Here is a 16,023-nt window from a genome sequence, read left to right as displayed (position 1 = left end):
CGCTCTCGACCGGAGGCCCGTCGGGGGCCTCGCGGATAACCGCTGGGGCTCCGTCGGAGCCCTGTGCGATGCTCGCCCCCGTGGAGACCAGGTCCGTCAGTCCCGTCTTCGTCGGCCGCGCCGACGAGTTGGACACCCTGAACGACGCGCTCTCCCGCGCCGCCGCGGGAGAGCCGCAGGCGTTGCTGATCGGCGGCGAGGCCGGCGTCGGCAAGACCCGGCTCGTCGAGGAGTTCGCCACCGCCGCCTGCCGCCGGGGTGCCGTCGTCGCGCTCGGCGGCTGTGTCGAGATCGGCGCGGACGGCCTGCCGTTCGCCCCGTTCTCCACCGCCCTGCGCGCCCTGCGCCGCGCCCTGCCCGACGAACTGGCCGCCGCGGCCGCCGGCCAGGAGGAGGAACTCGCCCGGCTGCTGCCCGAGATGGGCGAGGCGGGCACGGGCCGGCACGACGAGGAGGGCATGGCCCGCCTCTTCGAACTCACCGCCCGCCTCCTGGAACGCGTCGCCGCCGACCGCACGGTCGTCGTCGCCCTGGAGGACCTGCACTGGGCCGACGCCTCCACCCGCCACCTCCTCTCCTACCTGCTGCGCACCCTGCGCACCGGCCGCCTCGTCGTCCTCGCCACCTACCGCTCCGACGACATCCACCGCCGCCACCCGCTGCGCCCCCTGCTCGCCGAACTCGACCGGCTGCGCACGGTACGCCGCCTCGAACTCGCCCGCCTCACCCGCGAGGAGGTCGGCCGCCAGATCGCCGGAATCCTGGCGTACGAACCCGACCCCGCCCAGGTCGACGACATCTTCGAACGCTCCGACGGCAACGCCTTCTTCGTCGAGGAACTCGCCGTCGCCGCCCACGAGGGCTGCTGCGCCGGCCTGACGGACTCCCTGCGCGACCTGCTGCTCGTCCGCGTCGAAACGCTGCCCGAGAGCGCCCAGAAGGTCACCCGGATCGTCGCCGAGGGCGGCTCCACCGTCGAGTACCGGCTGCTGGCCGCCGTCGCCCGGCTCACCGAGGACGACCTGATCGAGGCGCTGCGGGCCGCCGTCGGCGCCAACATCCTGCTCGCCACACCCACCGACGACGGCTACCGCTTCCGCCACTCCCTGGTCCGCGAGGCCGTCGGCGACGACCTGCTGCCCGGGGAACGCTCCCGCCTCAACCGCCGCTATGCCGAGGCCCTGGAGGCCGACCCGACGCTCGTCCCCGCCGACGAGCGCGTGATGCGCCTCGCCAGCTACTGGTACCACGCGCACGACGCCGCCAAGGCCCTCCCGGCCGTCCTGGACGCCTCCGTCGCCGCCCGCTCCCGCCACGCCTACAGCGAGCAACTGCGGCTCCTGGAAAGGGCGATGGAGCTGTGGGAGACCGTCCCCGAGGACGTACGGGCCCGGCTGCGCCCCGTCGACTACACCGAGGTCTACCCGCCCCGCGGCTGCGGCCCGGCCACCACGCCCCTGCGCTACCTCGACCTCATGGCGGAAGCCGCCGTCGCGGGCCGGCTCTGCGGGGAACGCGAACGCGCCCTGAAGATCACCAAGCGGGCCCTGCACCTCCTGGAGGACGAGAACGACCCCCTGCGCGCCGCCTGGTTCTGGGTGCAGCGCTCCCGCCTCGTGCAGGCCCTGGCCCGCGGCGACGGCTGGAAGGAGCTCGCCACCGCGCAGGACCTGGTGCGCGGGCTGCCGCCGTCCGAGGTGCACGCCGAGGTCCTCGCCATGGTCGCGGGCTGGTCCATGCTCCACGAGCCGGGCCCCGAGGCCATGACCGCCGCCGAACGGGCCGTCGAGTACGCGCGCATGGTGGGCGCCCGCACCATCGAGCTCAACGCCCGGCTCACCCTCGGCGGCCTCAGGGTGGACGCGGGTGCGATCGAGGCGGGGCTGGCCGAGATGTACGAGGTCAAGGGCCGTGCGGCCGAGCTGGGGATGAACACCGAGATGGGGCACCGCGCCCATGTGAACCTGCCGTCCGCGCTGGAGGGCGTCGGCCGCTCGAAGGAGGCGGTCGGCATCCTCGAGGAGGGTGTCCTGCTCACCCGCAGGGCCGGCCTGCCGGACTCCGAGGCGTGGGTGTGGGGCAACCTCGCCGAATCACTGCACTCGCTCGGCCGCTGGGACGAGGCGGTCACAGCCGCGGCCAACGCCCAGCGCATCGAGCAGAGCGCCAAGCCGCGGACCGGCGGCTCGATGCGACTCGCCCTGCTGGCCCTCGACCGGGGCGACCTGCCCGAGGCCGCCCGCCGGCTCAGCGCCGCCCGGGCCTCCTTCGGCACCCACGACCCCATGCCGCAGTACATGCTGCCGATGAGCCAGATCGCCCTCGGTATCGCCGCCGCCGAGGGCCGCCCGGCGGACGCCCGCACCGAACTGCTGAAGGCCCTGGACACCGGTTTCCCGCCCGGCACCCAGCGCTACGGCTGGCCGCTGCTGCTCGCCGCCGCCACCGCCGAGGCCGAGGCCCTGGGACTCCCGGCCGCCGAGCCCGACCGCCCGGAGATCATCGGACGCATCCGCAAGGCGGCGAAGACCCTGGCCACCCGAGTGCCCCTGTGGCAGGCGTACGACCAGTGGCTGCGCGCCGAACTGCTCCGTGCCGAGGGCAGGTTCGCGCCCGAGGAATGGGCAGCGGCCGTCGAGGCGGTGGAGCCGCTGGAGCGGCCGTACGACCTCGCGCGCGTCCGGTTCCGGAGCGCCGAAGCGCTGCTGGCCTCCGGCTCCGGCGAGGACGAACGCGACCGTGCCACGGAACTTCTCCGTCTCGCCCACGCCGTCGCCGACCACCTCGGCGCCCGCCCGCTCGCCGACGCCGTCGCCCTGCTCGCCCAGCGCGCCCGCCTCACCCTCACCGCCACCCCGGGCCCCGCCCCCGACGACCCGGCTCGCGCCCTCGGCCTCACCAGCCGCGAACGCGACGTCCTCCGCCTGGTCTCGGCCGGCCGCACCAACCGCCAGATAGCCGAGGAACTCTTCATCTCCCCGAAGACGGCAAGCGTCCACGTCTCGAACATCCTGTCCAAGCTCGGTGTCTCGGGCCGGGGAGAGGCGGCTGCGGTGGCCCACCGGCTGGGCTTGTTCCCGGCTGAGGTTCTCCAGGCACCCTCCGCGGGGTGAGGCGTACGCTGTCAGGAACCGGCAGGGGGAGGGGCCGTGTTCAACCTGTTCGAGGAACTGTTCGCACCCGGGCGCAAGCACACCCGCGACGAGCGGAACCGGCTGGAACTGACCCGGGTGGACGTCGGCGACTCCGATCCCGGGCGCGGGCCGATAGACCTCGCGTCCGGGAAGGTCGTCGTCCGTCCGCCCGAGCCGGTGGACCAGGAGGACGTCACGGAGGAGTGAGGCGGGGCCTCAGCTCACCTCCAGCTCCAGGATCCGGTCGTCGCCCTCCTTCGGTGTGCCCCGGCCGTCCGTGTTGCTGGTCGTCAGCCACAGCTTGTTGCCGCCCGCCGACACCACCGTGCGCAGTCGGCCGTACTCGCCGTCCAGGAAGGCCTGCGGGTCGGCCGACGCCTCCGTGCCCTTCAGCGGGATGCGCCACAGGCGCTTGCCCTTCAGGCCCGCCATCCAGATCGAGCCCTCGGCGTGGGCGATGCCGCTGGGGGAGGCCTCGTCCGTGCCCCACTGGGCCAGCGGGTTGTGGTACTTGGCGTCGTCCGAGGTCCCCTCGGCCTCCGGCCAGCCGTAGTTGTCGCCCGGCTTGATCGCGTTCAACTCGTCCCAGGTGTCCTGGCCGAACTCCGCGGCGAAGAGGCGCTGCTCGGTGTCCCAGGCCAGCCCCTGCACATTGCGATGGCCGTACGAGTACACCGGGGAGTCCGGGAACGGGTTGCCCGGGGCCGGTTCGCCCTCCGGGGTCAGGCGCAGGATCTTGCCGCCCAGGGACTCCTTGTCCTGGGACAGGCCCTTGTCACCGCTCTCGCCCGTGCCCACGTAGAGCATCCTGTCCGGGCCGAAGGCGATCCGGCCGCCGTTGTGGATGAAGCCCTTGGGGATGCCCTTGAAGACCGTGTCGGGTGCGCCCAGCTGCTCGCCGGCCGGCTTGTCCGCGTCGTACAGCATGCGCACGATGCGGTTGTCCGAGGCCGAGGTGAAGTACGCGTAGATCATGCGGTCCGAGGCGTAGTCGGGGGAGAGGGCGATGCCGAGGAGGCCGCCCTCGCCGGCCGCCGAGACGCCCGGCACCTCGCCCAGCTCGGTCTTCGCACCCGACTTCTCGTCGACCCGGGTGATCGTCCCCTCGTCGCGGGAGGAGACCAGCAGACCGCCGCCGCCGGGGACGGGAGCGAGGCCCCACGGGCTGTTCAGGCCCTCGGCGACCGTACGCACCACCTTGACCGTGCCCTTCGCGGGCGGGGTCTCCTCGGCCGCCTCCCGCGAGGGTGCGCTCTGCGCGGCCGAGGGGTTCGACGACCGGCCCGCGGCGGGACCCGGCGTTCCTCCGCTGTCGGAGGAGCATCCGGCCGCCAACAGGAGCGCACTCGCGGCCAGCACGGCCGTCACTGCTCGACGTCGCACGATCTTGGTCCCTTCGACACGGCGGTCCAACGGCATGTCCTACTTGTCTTACACCGCGAGCGCCTCACGAGTTCCCGATCACCGAAACCCGATGCCCCCAGCGTCCCCGGTTCCCCGCGCCGGTCCGGATCCGAGGTCCTGTCCGGCGGCTCGTGCCGCTGAAGCGGGGTCGGCACGCCCTTCTCTCCTGCGGCCCGGCCCGCCGGACAGGCCCTAGTCCCACGAGCCCAGTGCCGCCGGCAGCTCCGCGACCTCGGCCAGGTCCTGGGCCGTCAGCCGCAGCGCGGCCGCCGCCGCGTTCTCCGCCACCCACCGCTCCTGCTTGGCCCCGGGCACCGGGACCACGTGCCGGCCCTGCGCCAGCACCCACGCCAGCGCCACCTGCGCGGCCGTCACGGTCTCGCCGTGCCGTGCGGCCACCCGGCGCAGGCCGGCGACGATCGGCTGGTTCTCGGCCATCATCTCGGCGGTGAAGCGGGGATGCCGGGCGCGCATGTCGTCCGGTTCGAAGCCCTCACCCGGGGTCAGCGTCCCGGTGAGGAAGCCGTTGCCCAGCGGCATCGCCGCCAGGAAACCGACGCCGCGCTGCTCGCACCACGGCAGCAGCGCGTCCAGCGCCTCCGGCGACCACACCGACAGCTCCGCCTCCACCGCGCTCACCGGAAAGACCTGCTGCACCCGCCGCAACTGCCGGATCGTCGCGTCGTACAGCCGCCCGCCCGAACGCCGGCCACCCCGCGCGCCCACCGCGCACAGCCCCAACGCCCGCACCTTTCCCGCCTGCACGAGCTCCGCCATCGCCCCCCACGTCTCCTCGACGGGCACCTCGGGGTCGGCGCGGTGCAGCTGGTAGAGGTCGATGACGTCGGTCTGCAGCCGCCGGAGCGAGGCGTCACAGGCCCGCTTCACATACCCGGGGCGGCCGTTGGCCACGATGTGCTGCTCACCCACCAGCAGCCCGACCTTCGTCGACACGAACGCGTCCTCGCGCCGCTCCTTCAACACCCGCCCCACCAACAGCTCGTTGGTGAACGGGCCGTACATGTCGGCCGTGTCCAGCAGGGTCGCGCCCAGATCCAGCGCCCGGTGCAATGCCCTCAGCGACTCGTCGCCCCGCTGCCGCGACCCGCTGTACGCCCAGCTCATCGGCATGCACCCGAGTCCGACGGCCCCCACCGAGAGCGCCGCCGCGCCGATCGTCCTGCGCTCCACCTGCTCGTGACCCTCCCTCTCCTGGCCCCCCAACCTAACCTCTGCACACGCGCGTGCCTCACATAGCCTCCTGACCATGACTGCAGACGTGTGGCTCCCCATCCCGCCGGACGAGATCGAAGGGCTCCCCGAGAGCCTGAACTACCTCTTCTGGGACGGCGGCGAGGACTTCCCCGCGGACCCGGCCCGGTGCGTGTACTACGTGGTCCCCTACATGAAGCCCGTCGAGGTCTGCCTGCGCCCTCTGCCCCACCTGAGCTCCGTCGAGGTCGTACAGACCCTCTCGGCCGGCGTCGACAACGTGATGCCGGGCCTCGGCCTGCTGCGTCCGGGCGTGCGGCTGTGCAACGCGCGCGGGGTGCACGAGGCGAGCACCGCCGAACTCACCCTCACCCTGGTCCTCGCCTCGCTGCGCGGCGTCCCCGACTTCGTGCGCGCCCAGGACCGTGGGGAGTGGCTCGGCGGGTTCCGGCCCGCGCTGGCCGACAAGAACGTCCTCATCGTGGGGTACGGAGCGATCGGATCGGCGATCGAGGACCGGCTCGTGCCCTTCGAGGTCGCGCGAGTGGCGCGCGTTGCGCGCTCCCAGCGCACAACGGCGCGCGGTCCGGTGCATCCCTTCACCGAACTGCCCTCCCTGCTCCCCGAGGCGGACGTCGTCATCCTCTCCACGCCCCTGACCGAGAGCACCCGGCACCTGGCGAACGCCGACTTCCTCGCCCGCATGAAGGACGGCGCGCTCCTGGTCAACGTCGCCCGCGGCCCCGTCGTCGACACCAAGGCCCTGCTCGCCGAACTGGAAAGCGGCCGCCTCACCGCCGCCCTGGACGTCACCGACCCCGAACCCCTGCCCCCGGGCCACCCGCTGTGGCAGGCGCCGGGTGTGCTGATCAGCCCCCACGTCGGCGGCCCCACGTCCGCCTTCCTGCCTCGCGCCGAGCGACTGCTGACGGATCAGTTGAACCGTTTCGTGAACCGGCAGCCCCTGCGCAACGTGATCCTTACGACGGGCGCCACCGACAAGGCATGACGAGCACGGCACACGTCTGATCCCGTTCGGGTACCCTCCGCAGTCCCCCGGACGCTGTCAGTACTTGGGGTGCCGCAGCTCGTCACGGAGCGTAGAGAACCTATGTCCCTGAGTGACGAGACTGGTGTATCGTCCCGACAGGGGCTGCGCCGCGCACCGTTCGGCGCCGGGGATGGACATTTCAGACTGTGAGGGGGGCGACGGGCGATGCACGGCCTATGGACGAACGATCCGACGCGGCGGAGCCGCCGTCGGCGGCCCTGTTGCACGGCCACGAGCACACTCGGTGGCCCCGGTCACGCCAGTCGGCACAGCCATCACCACCGCGGGCCCAGCAGCGGCAGGAGGCAGACGCAGCAAACGCCCCGCGACCGGCGGGACCGGGCAGCGGCGGGGACCGGGAGGACCCGGTGAGTTCGCCGCCGACCTCCACGACCCTCCTCGACGGAGCGCTGCGGGCACAGCCTCCGGCGGGGACGCCGTCGATCGAGCCGCCGTCCTGCGGCGGCCCCGGATCGACCATGGTCCACCAGCTGCTCCTGGCCCTGCTGTGCGCGGGATACGCCATCGGTTCCGCGTTCGGCTGGGGATCGGACCAACTCGCACTGATCATGGGCGACTTCGGGCTCACGGCAGCGGCGGGCGCCGCCGCCGTGTCCTGCTTCCTCTACGCGCGCACCCGCCGCGTCCGCTTTCGACCCGCCTGGCTGCTGTTCGGGCTCTCCTCGACGATGGCGGCCCTGGGCAACCTGGTGTGGGGGTGGTACGAGGTCGTCCTGCACCGTCCCGTACCCAGCCCCAGCTACGCCGACCTGTTCTTCCTGTGCTTCGCGCCGCCCGCGATCGTGGGCCTGCTGGTACTCGCCGCCCGCCCCATGACCAAGGCGGGCTGGGTCTGTCTGGCGCTGGACGCCTGGCTGATCGCCGGTTCGCTGCTCACGCTGGCCTGGAGCCTCGCCCTCGCCCAGGCGGCGCAGCTCGACGGACCGAGCGTGGCGCACGCGGCGCTCTCGCTGGCGTACCCGCTGCTCGACATCGCCCTGATCAGCATGGTGCTGGTGCTGCACTTCCGGCGTTCGCCGGTCAACCGCACAGCGGTCAACACCGCTGTCGGCGCCCTCGCGCTGACCGTGATGTGCGACGCCCTGTTCACCTCACCGCTGCTGCACCACACCTACCGCTCGGGCCAGCTCCTCGACGCGGGCTGGTTCGCCGGCTCGCTGCTCCTCGCCTACGCCCCCTGGGCCGCCGGCCGCCAGCAGGACGCGGGGGAGGAGGGACACACGCGCGTGGTGCACGAGCACGTGCCCGGACACCGCACGACCAGCCATCCGCACCTGCAGCCGAGCGCACCGGGAGGCGAGCACATCCGGTACCAGGCCACCCGGCCCCTCACCGGCTCCCTCGCCGCCCTCACGCCCTATCTCGCCGCCGCCGTCTGCACCCTGGGGATCCTCTACAACGTCCTCAACGGCCGCAGCGTCGACCGCGTGGTGCTGCTCACCGGCGGGGCGGTCGTGCTCGCCCTCGTGGTGCGCCAGGGGATCATGCTGCTCGACAACATGACCCTCACCCAGGAACTGGCGCAGAAGGAGAACCACTTCCGCTCCCTGGTGCAGGGCTCCAGCGACGTCATCATGATCGCCGCCCCCAGCGGTGTCCTGCGGTACGTCTCCCCGGCCGCCGCCGGCGTCTACGGACGGCCGGCGGAGGAGCTGGTGGGCACGGAACTGGCCCATCTCATCCACCCGGAGGACCTGGGCTGCGTGGTGCACGAGGTGCGCCGTTTCCTCGCCGCCAGCCCCCAGGAGGAACCCACCACCCGGATCGAGTGCCGCTTCAGCTCCGGCGACGGCGGCTGGCTCAACGTCGAGTCGACCGTCAACCGCCACCACGGCGGCCTGATCTTCAACAGCCGGGACGTGACCGAACGGGTGCGCCTGCAGGCGCAGCTCCAGCACAACGCCGAGCACGACCCGCTGACCGACCTGCCCAACCGGGCCCTGTTCACCCGGCGCGTCCAGCAGGCGCTCTCCGGCCGCCGCAGCTCCGACCGGGGCACCGCCCTGCGCAACACGGCCGTCCTCTTCATCGACCTCGACGGCTTCAAGGCCGTCAACGACACGATCGGCCACCAGGCCGGGGACGAACTGCTCGTCCAGGCCGCCCGCAGACTCCAGGACGCGGTCCGGCAGGGGGACACGGCCTCCCGGCTGGGCGGCGACGAGTTCGCGGCCCTGATCGTGGGCGACACCACCCGCGACCGCAGCGCACGGGAGCGGCACATCCTGGAGCTCGCCGACCGCCTCAGGGTCACGCTCTCGCAGCCGTACCAGATCGACGGCAACGAGGTGCGGGTCGCCGCGTCCATCGGCGTCGCCTTCGCCGAGCCGGGGCTCGGGGCCGGGGAGCTGCTGCGCAACGCCGACCTCGCCATGTACCGCGCCAAGGCGGGCGGCAAGGGCCGGGTCGAGCTGTACAAGCCGCAGATGCAGCAGGACGTCGTACGGAAGGCGGAACTGGCCACACGGTTGCGGGCCGCGCTGCACGACGGGGAGTTCGCGCTGCTGCACCAGCCCGTGGTGCGGCTGGAGGACGGCCGCATTTCGTCGGTCGTCGCGCACGCGCGGTGGCGCTCCTCCCAGGGTGTGCTCTTCACGCCGGCGGAGTTCCTGCGGGTGGCGGAGAACAGCGACAAGGCCGCCGAGCTGGGCCGCTGGACGCTCGAGGAGGCCGTCGCCCAGGCCGCCGACCGGGCCGCGAGCGGGCTGAACCTGCCGGTGGTGGTCCGGGTGGGCGCCCGCCGCCTGCTGGACCGGTCGATGCCGCTGGGCTCCGTGGAGGCCCTGCTGACCCGGCACGGGCTGCCGTCCGGATCCCTGGTGGTCGAGCTGTCCGACATAGAGCCGAACGTGTCGCTGGACGAACTGGAGCGGCGGCTGGGCGCCCTGCGCCGGCTCGGTGTCCGGATCGCCCTTGACGGCTTCGGCGGCGGCTGCGTGGCCATAACGGCACTGCGCCGGCTCCCGGTCGACGTACTGAAACTGGACCGCGGTCTGGTGGAGGGCGTCGTGGAGTCCGCACGGCTGCACAAGATCACCAGTGGGCTGCTGCGGATCGCGAGCGACCTCGGGCTGCAGTCCGTGGCCGAGGGCGTGGATCTGCCCGAGCAGGTCGTCGCCCTGCGCGCGATGGGCTGCACGCACGGCCAGGGCACGGCCTTCTCCGGGCCGCTCGACGAGTACCGGCTGCGCAGGGCACTCGGCCGCGGCCAGTATCCGGTGCCGCGCGAGCCCGTCGAGCCCGTGTTCGCGGGTGGCGGCGCCGGGGTGTACACCAGTGGTGTCCCCGCGGTCCTGGGAGGGGGAACCCTTGGTGGCGGAACAGCCCTTCGCTCACATAATGAGACCCCCGTCCCACCCACTTGACAGTGGGTGCGTGCCGGGGGGAGGGTCAGTGCCATGCGCACCCGAATTCTCGTACTTGGACAGCGCGTCGGCTGAGCTGGGACCCACCGGAGGACGATCCGGCAACCCCAGCGACCTCACCGGCGCGCTCCCCTCGCTTGCCTTTTGGCACGAGGGGTTTTTTGTTGCACAGGCGCCCGGCGTACAGCAGTCGCACACCGCACGAACTTCGCAAAACACCCAGGCAAACCCCCCAGCAAAACCCTCAGCATCGAGAAGAGAATGCCGATGACCGAGCAGGCCACCGGGGCCCATCACCCGCAGCCGCGGCCCCGATCCGGAGGGCAGCACTCCGTGCCCGTCGAGCACGTCACGGGTGCGCAGTCCCTCATCCGCTCCCTCGAGGAGGTCGGCGCCGACACGGTATTCGGCATTCCCGGCGGTGCGATCCTTCCCGCGTACGACCCGATGATGGACTCCCGGCGCGTCCGTCACGTCCTGGTGCGCCACGAGCAGGGCGCGGGCCACGCGGCCGAGGGCTACGCCCTGGCCACCGGCAAGGTCGGTGTCTGCATGGCGACGTCCGGCCCCGGTGCGACCAACCTCGTCACGCCGATCGCCAACGCCCACATGGACTCCGTTCCGCTGGTCGCGATCACCGGCCAGGTCGCCTCCGCGTCGATCGGCACGGACGCCTTCCAGGAGGCGGACATCGTCGGCATCACCATGCCGATCACCAAGCACAACTTCCTGGTCACCAAGGCCGAGGACATCCCCCGGGTGATCGCGCAGGCGTTCCACATCGCCTCCACCGGCCGCCCCGGCCCGGTCCTGGTCGACATCGCCAAGGACGCGCTCCAGGCGAGGACCACCTTCTCCTGGCCGCCCACCATGGACCTGCCCGGCTACCGCCCGGTGACCAAGCCGCACGCCAAGCAGATCCGCGAGGCCGCCAAGCTGATCACCTCCGCCAAGCGGCCGATCCTCTACGTCGGCGGCGGTGTGATCAAGTCCGGCGCCACCGCCGAGCTGAAGGTCCTCGCCGAGCTGACCGGCGCTCCCGTCACCACCACCCTGATGGCGCTGGGAGCGTTCCCCGACACCCACCCGCAGCACCTGGGGATGCCCGGTATGCACGGCTCGGTGGCCGCCGTCACCGGTCTGCAGAAGGCCGACCTGATCGTCGCCCTCGGCGCCCGCTTCGACGACCGCGTCACCGGCAAGCTCGACAGCTTCGCCCCGTACGCCAAGATCGTCCACGCGGACATCGACCCGGCGGAGATCGGCAAGAACCGCGCCGCCGACGTCCCGATCGTCGGGGACGCGCGCGAGGTCATCGCCGACCTGATCCAGGCCGTGCAGAAGGAGCACAGCGAGGGCAACCAGGGCGACTACAGCGCCTGGTGGAAGGACCTCGACCGCTGGCGCGAGACCTACCCGCTCGGCTACGACCAGCCCGAGGACGGCTCGCTCTCCCCGCAGCAGGTCATCGAGCGCATCGGCCGGCTCGCCCCCGAGGGCACGATCTTCGCGGCAGGCGTCGGCCAGCACCAGATGTGGGCCGCCCACTTCATCCAGTACGACAAGCCCGCCACCTGGCTGAACTCCGGCGGCGCCGGGACGATGGGCTACGCGGTCCCGGCCGCCATGGGCGCCAAGGCCGGAGCCCCGTCGCAGACGGTCTGGGCGATCGACGGCGACGGCTGCTTCCAGATGACCAACCAGGAGCTCACCACCTGCGCCCTGAACAACATCCCGATCAAGGTCGCCATCATCAACAACGGCGCCCTCGGGATGGTCCGCCAGTGGCAGACCCTCTTCTACAACCAGCGCTACTCCAACACCGTGCTGCACTCGGGCCCCAACGACGTCAACCCGGACGCCAGGGGCACCCGCGTCCCCGACTTCGTGAAGCTGTCGGAGGCCATGGGCTGCTACGCCATCCGCTGCGAGGACCCGGCCGACCTCGACAAGGTCATCGAAGAGGCGAACTCCATCAACGACCGCCCCGTCGTCATCGACTTCATCGTCCACGAGGACGCCATGGTGTGGCCGATGGTCGCCGCCGGCACCTCCAACGACGAGATCATGGCCGCCCGGGACGTCCGCCCCGACTTCGGCGACAACGAAGACGACTGAGCGAGAGAGACCCAAGAGACATGTCCAAGCACACGCTCTCCGTTCTGGTGGAGAACACTCCGGGCATCCTGGCCCGGATCGCCGCCCTCTTCTCCCGCCGCGGCTTCAACATCGACTCGCTCGCCGTCGGTGTCACCGAGCACCCCGACATCTCCCGCATCACCATCGTGGTGAACGTCGAGGACCTGCCGCTGGAGCAGGTGACCAAGCAGCTCAACAAGCTCGTCAACGTGCTGAAGATCGTCGAGCTGGAGCCGTCCCAGGCGGTTCAGCGTGAACTCGTTCTGGTGAAGGTGCGCGCCGACAACGAGACGCGCTCCCAGATCGTCGAGATCGTCCAGCTGTTCCGCGCCAAGACCGTGGACGTCTCCCCGGAGGCCGTGACCATCGAGGCCACCGGCAGCAGCGACAAGCTGTCCGCCATGCTCAAGATGCTGGAACCGTACGGCATCAAGGAGCTGGTCCAGTCCGGCACGATCGCCATCGGCCGCGGCGCCCGTTCGATCACGGACCGGTCGCTGCGCGCACTCGACCGATCGGCGTAAGGACGCGTTCGGGCGGCCGGGTGACATCGGCCGCCCGGATCCCGCCCGTATAGCGAGACCCCGAAACTTCCCTTCCCCCCGCCGTCATACGGTGGGACGCAACACCTGCACTCCAAGGAGAGAACCCAAAGTGGCCGAGCTGTTCTACGACGCTGACGCCGACCTGTCCATCATCCAGGGCCGCAAGGTCGCGGTCATCGGCTACGGCAGCCAGGGCCACGCGCACGCCCTGTCGCTGCGTGACTCGGGTGTCGACGTGCGGGTCGGTCTGCACGAGGGCTCCAAGTCCAAGGCGAAGGCCGAGGAGCAGGGCCTGCGCGTGGTGACGCCGTCGGAGGCCGCCGCCGAGGCCGACGTCATCATGATCCTGGTGCCGGACCCGATCCAGTCCCAGGTCTACGAGGAGTCCATCGCCCCGAACCTGAAGGACGGCGACGCGCTGTTCTTCGGCCACGGCTTCAACATCCGCTTCGGCTTCATCAAGCCCCCGGCCGGTGTCGACGTCGCCATGGTCGCCCCGAAGGGCCCGGGCCACCTGGTGCGCCGTCAGTACGAGGAGGGCCGCGGCGTTCCCTGCATCGCCGCCGTCGAGCAGGACGCCTCCGGCAACGCCTTCGCGCTCGCCCTGTCGTACGCCAAGGGCATCGGCGGCACCCGGGCCGGTGTCATCAAGACGACCTTCACCGAGGAGACCGAGACCGACCTGTTCGGTGAGCAGGCCGTCCTCTGCGGTGGTACGGCCGCGCTGGTCAAGGCGGGCTTCGAGACCCTGACCGAGGCCGGTTACCAGCCGGAGATCGCGTACTTCGAGTGCCTGCACGAGCTGAAGCTGATCGTGGACCTCATGTACGAGGGCGGCCTGGAGAAGATGCGCTGGTCGGTCTCCGAGACCGCCGAGTGGGGCGACTACGTCACCGGTCCGCGGATCATCACCGACGCCACCAAGGCCGAGATGAAGAAGGTCCTCGCCGAGATCCAGGACGGCACCTTCGCCCAGCAGTGGATGGACGAGTACCACGGCGGTCTGAAGAAGTACAACGAGTACAAGACCGCGGACTCCGAGCACCTGCTGGAGACCACCGGCAAGCAGCTGCGCAAGCTGATGTCGTGGGTGAACGACGAGGAGGCGTAAGCCTCACGCCGGGGGCGTGTGAACGACATGCCCCAGGGGCCGGAGCGTGCTGCTCCGGCCCCTTTGGCCAACCCCGGGTAACGTCGTGTGAAACGGTGTTGTCCATCCCGTCCCGCCACGGACGGGTGATCCTTCCGCAGAGGCGCATGACGACCTTTGCCGCAGCACTACACTGCTGCACTACATACGCGTCAGGCCCACAGCGTCGTGCGTCTTCCACGCGGCTAGCCCCTCCTCCGCCTGCGGCCGTCGGGACGGCCGTCCGCATGCTTTGGACTTGTGAGGACTCACGTGAGCTCGAAACCTGTCGTACTCATCGCTGAAGAGCTGTCGCCCGCGACCGTGGACGCGCTTGGCCCGGACTTCGAGATCCGGCACTGCAACGGAGCGGACCGAGCCGAACTGCTCCCGGCCATCGCCGACGTCGACGCGATCCTGATCCGCTCGGCCACCAAGGTGGACGCCGAGGCGATCGCCGCCGCGAGCAAGCTGAAGGTCGTCGCGCGAGCCGGCGTCGGCCTGGACAACGTCGACGTCTCCGCCGCCACCAAGGCCGGCGTGATGGTCGTCAACGCCCCCACCTCCAACATCGTGACCGCCGCCGAGCTGGCCTGCGGTCTCATCCTCGCCAGCGCCCGCAACATCCCGCAGGCCAACGCCGCGCTGAAGAACGGCGAGTGGAAGCGGAGCAAGTACACGGGCGTGGAGCTCGCCGAGAAGACCCTCGGTGTCGTCGGCCTCGGCCGCATCGGCGCGCTCGTCGCCCAGCGCATGTCCGCCTTCGGCATGAAGGTCGTCGCCTACGACCCCTATGTCCAGCCCGCGCGCGCCGCGCAGATGGGCGTGAAGGTGCTCTCGCTGGACGAGCTGCTCGAGGTCTCCGACTTCATCACCGTCCACCTGCCCAAGACGCCGGAGACCGTCGGTCTCATCGGCGACGAGGCGCTGCGCAAGGTCAAGCCGAGCGTGCGCATCGTCAACGCGGCCCGTGGCGGCATCGTCGACGAGGAGGCGCTGTACTCCGCCCTCAAGGAGGGCCGGGTCGCCGGCGCCGGTCTCGACGTGTACGCCAAGGAGCCGTGCACCGACTCGCCGCTGTTCGAGTTCGACCAGGTGGTCGCCACCCCGCACCTCGGTGCGTCGACGGACGAGGCGCAGGAGAAGGCCGGTATCGCCGTCGCCAAGTCGGTACGCCTCGCCCTCGCCGGTGAGCTGGTGCCGGACGCGGTGAACGTCCAGGGCGGTGTCATCGCCGAGGACGTCAAGCCCGGCCTGCCGCTCGCCGAGCGCCTCGGCCGTATCTTCACCGCGCTCGCCGGTGAGGTCGCGGTCCGCCTGGACGTCGAGGTCTACGGCGAGATCACCCAGCACGACGTGAAGGTGCTGGAGCTGTCCGCCCTCAAGGGTGTCTTCGAGGACGTCGTCGACGAGACCGTCTCCTACGTCAACGCCCCGCTGTTCGCGCAGGAGCGCGGCGTCGAGGTGCGGCTGACGACCAGCTCGGAGTCGGCCGACCACCGCAACGTCGTCACCGTGCGCGGCACGCTCGGCAGCGGCGAGGAGGTGTCGGTCTCCGGCACCCTGGCCGGTCCGAAGCACCTGCAGAAGATCGTCGCGGTCGGCGACTACGACGTCGACCTCGCGCTCGCCGAGCACATGGTCGTCCTGAAGTACGAGGACCGTCCGGGCGTCGTCGGCACGGTGGGCCGCATCCTCGGCGAGGCGGGCATCAACATCGCCGGCATGCAGGTCGCCCGCGCGGCGGCGGGCGGGGAGGCGCTGGCGGTGCTGACCGTCGACGACACCGTGTCCGCCGGGGTGCTGGGCGAGGTCGCGGCGGAGATCGGGGCGACGTCCGCTCGCGCGGTGAACCTGGTCTGAGGTGACCGTTCGTTTCCGGTGACCGTCCACCGCGGTCGCCGGGGTCTGGGGGCTGCCGCCCCCAGACCCCCGCTTCGGCCCTGAAGGGGCCTCGTCCTCGAACGCCGGACGGGCTGAATTCACCGACCGTGGCTCGCATGTGAACGCCGGACGGGCTGGA

10 protein-coding genes are annotated in these 16,023 nt (G+C 71.4%); 8 read left to right on the top strand and 2 right to left on the bottom strand.

The window, feature by feature from the left end; genetic code table 11:
- The first annotated feature begins 68 nt into the window (after window positions 1-68).
- The gene (locus IE263_RS17785) at window positions 69-3,113 is read left to right on the top strand and encodes a helix-turn-helix transcriptional regulator (RefSeq protein ID WP_189937495.1); all 3,045 of its coding nucleotides are present in this window, start codon (window positions 69-71) and stop codon (window positions 3,111-3,113) included.
- 36 nt (window positions 3,114-3,149) lie between these two features.
- A complete protein-coding gene (locus IE263_RS17780; protein ID WP_189937493.1) occupies window positions 3,150-3,341 on the top strand; it encodes a DUF6191 domain-containing protein in 192 nt (63 codons plus the stop codon).
- 9 nt (window positions 3,342-3,350) lie between these two features.
- Here IE263_RS17780 and IE263_RS17775 read toward each other — a convergent pair whose 3' ends face one another.
- Window positions 3,351-4,553, bottom strand: a complete 1,203-nt coding sequence (locus tag IE263_RS17775) for a PQQ-dependent sugar dehydrogenase (RefSeq protein ID WP_189937491.1) — start codon at window positions 4,551-4,553, stop codon at window positions 3,351-3,353.
- A 177-nt stretch (window positions 4,554-4,730) separates the two neighbouring features.
- On the bottom strand, window positions 4,731-5,729 hold the full coding sequence (locus IE263_RS17770) for an aldo/keto reductase (protein ID WP_189937489.1): 999 nt from the start codon (window positions 5,727-5,729) through the stop codon (window positions 4,731-4,733).
- Window positions 5,730-5,805: 76 nt separating this feature from the next.
- Here IE263_RS17770 and IE263_RS17765 point away from each other — a divergent pair, with 76 nt between their 5' ends.
- The 6 genes from IE263_RS17765 (at window position 5,806) to serA (ending at window position 15,863) form a co-directional block, all read left to right on the top strand.
- Window positions 5,806-6,759 carry a 2-hydroxyacid dehydrogenase gene (locus tag IE263_RS17765; protein WP_189937488.1) on the top strand — a complete coding sequence of 318 codons (954 nt, stop codon included), beginning with the start codon at window positions 5,806-5,808 and terminating at the stop codon, window positions 6,757-6,759.
- Window positions 6,760-7,169: 410 nt separating this feature from the next.
- Window positions 7,170-10,187, top strand: coding sequence for a putative bifunctional diguanylate cyclase/phosphodiesterase (locus IE263_RS17760; protein ID WP_189937486.1), 3,018 nt, complete (start codon window positions 7,170-7,172; stop codon window positions 10,185-10,187).
- Window positions 10,188-10,454: 267 nt separating this feature from the next.
- Entirely contained in the window at window positions 10,455-12,305 is a 1,851-nt protein-coding gene (locus tag IE263_RS17755; protein WP_189937484.1) for an acetolactate synthase large subunit, read from the top strand.
- Window positions 12,306-12,325: 20 nt separating this feature from the next.
- Window positions 12,326-12,850 carry an acetolactate synthase small subunit gene (ilvN, locus tag IE263_RS17750; RefSeq protein WP_166002432.1) on the top strand — a complete coding sequence of 175 codons (525 nt, stop codon included), beginning with the start codon at window positions 12,326-12,328 and terminating at the stop codon, window positions 12,848-12,850.
- Window positions 12,851-12,980: 130 nt separating this feature from the next.
- Window positions 12,981-13,982, top strand: coding sequence for a ketol-acid reductoisomerase (ilvC, locus tag IE263_RS17745; protein ID WP_189937482.1), 1,002 nt, complete (start codon window positions 12,981-12,983; stop codon window positions 13,980-13,982).
- Between the two features lie 291 nt (window positions 13,983-14,273).
- The gene (gene serA / locus IE263_RS17740) at window positions 14,274-15,863 is read left to right on the top strand and encodes a phosphoglycerate dehydrogenase (RefSeq protein ID WP_189937480.1); all 1,590 of its coding nucleotides are present in this window, start codon (window positions 14,274-14,276) and stop codon (window positions 15,861-15,863) included.
- The last annotated feature ends 160 nt before the right edge of the window (window positions 15,864-16,023 follow it).

Source organism: Streptomyces aurantiogriseus (assembly GCF_014649375.1).
Classification (GTDB): domain Bacteria; phylum Actinomycetota; class Actinomycetes; order Streptomycetales; family Streptomycetaceae; genus Streptomyces; species Streptomyces aurantiogriseus.
This window is presented reverse-complemented; position numbering and strand designations above follow the sequence as displayed.

Bases quoted from the DNA above. Each gene is read 5' to 3' on its own strand.
- IE263_RS17785 (WP_189937495.1), top strand. From the start codon at position 69: ATGCTCGCCCCCGTGGAGACCAGGTCCGTCAGTCCCGTCTTCGTCGGC.
- IE263_RS17775 (WP_189937491.1), bottom strand. From the start codon at position 4,553: ATGCCGTTGGACCGCCGTGTCGAAGGGACCAAGATCGTGCGACGTCGA.
- IE263_RS17765 (WP_189937488.1), top strand. From the start codon at position 5,806: ATGACTGCAGACGTGTGGCTCCCCATCCCGCCGGACGAGATCGAAGGG.
- IE263_RS17755 (WP_189937484.1), top strand. From the start codon at position 10,455: ATGACCGAGCAGGCCACCGGGGCCCATCACCCGCAGCCGCGGCCCCGA.
- ilvN (WP_166002432.1), top strand. From the start codon at position 12,326: ATGTCCAAGCACACGCTCTCCGTTCTGGTGGAGAACACTCCGGGCATC.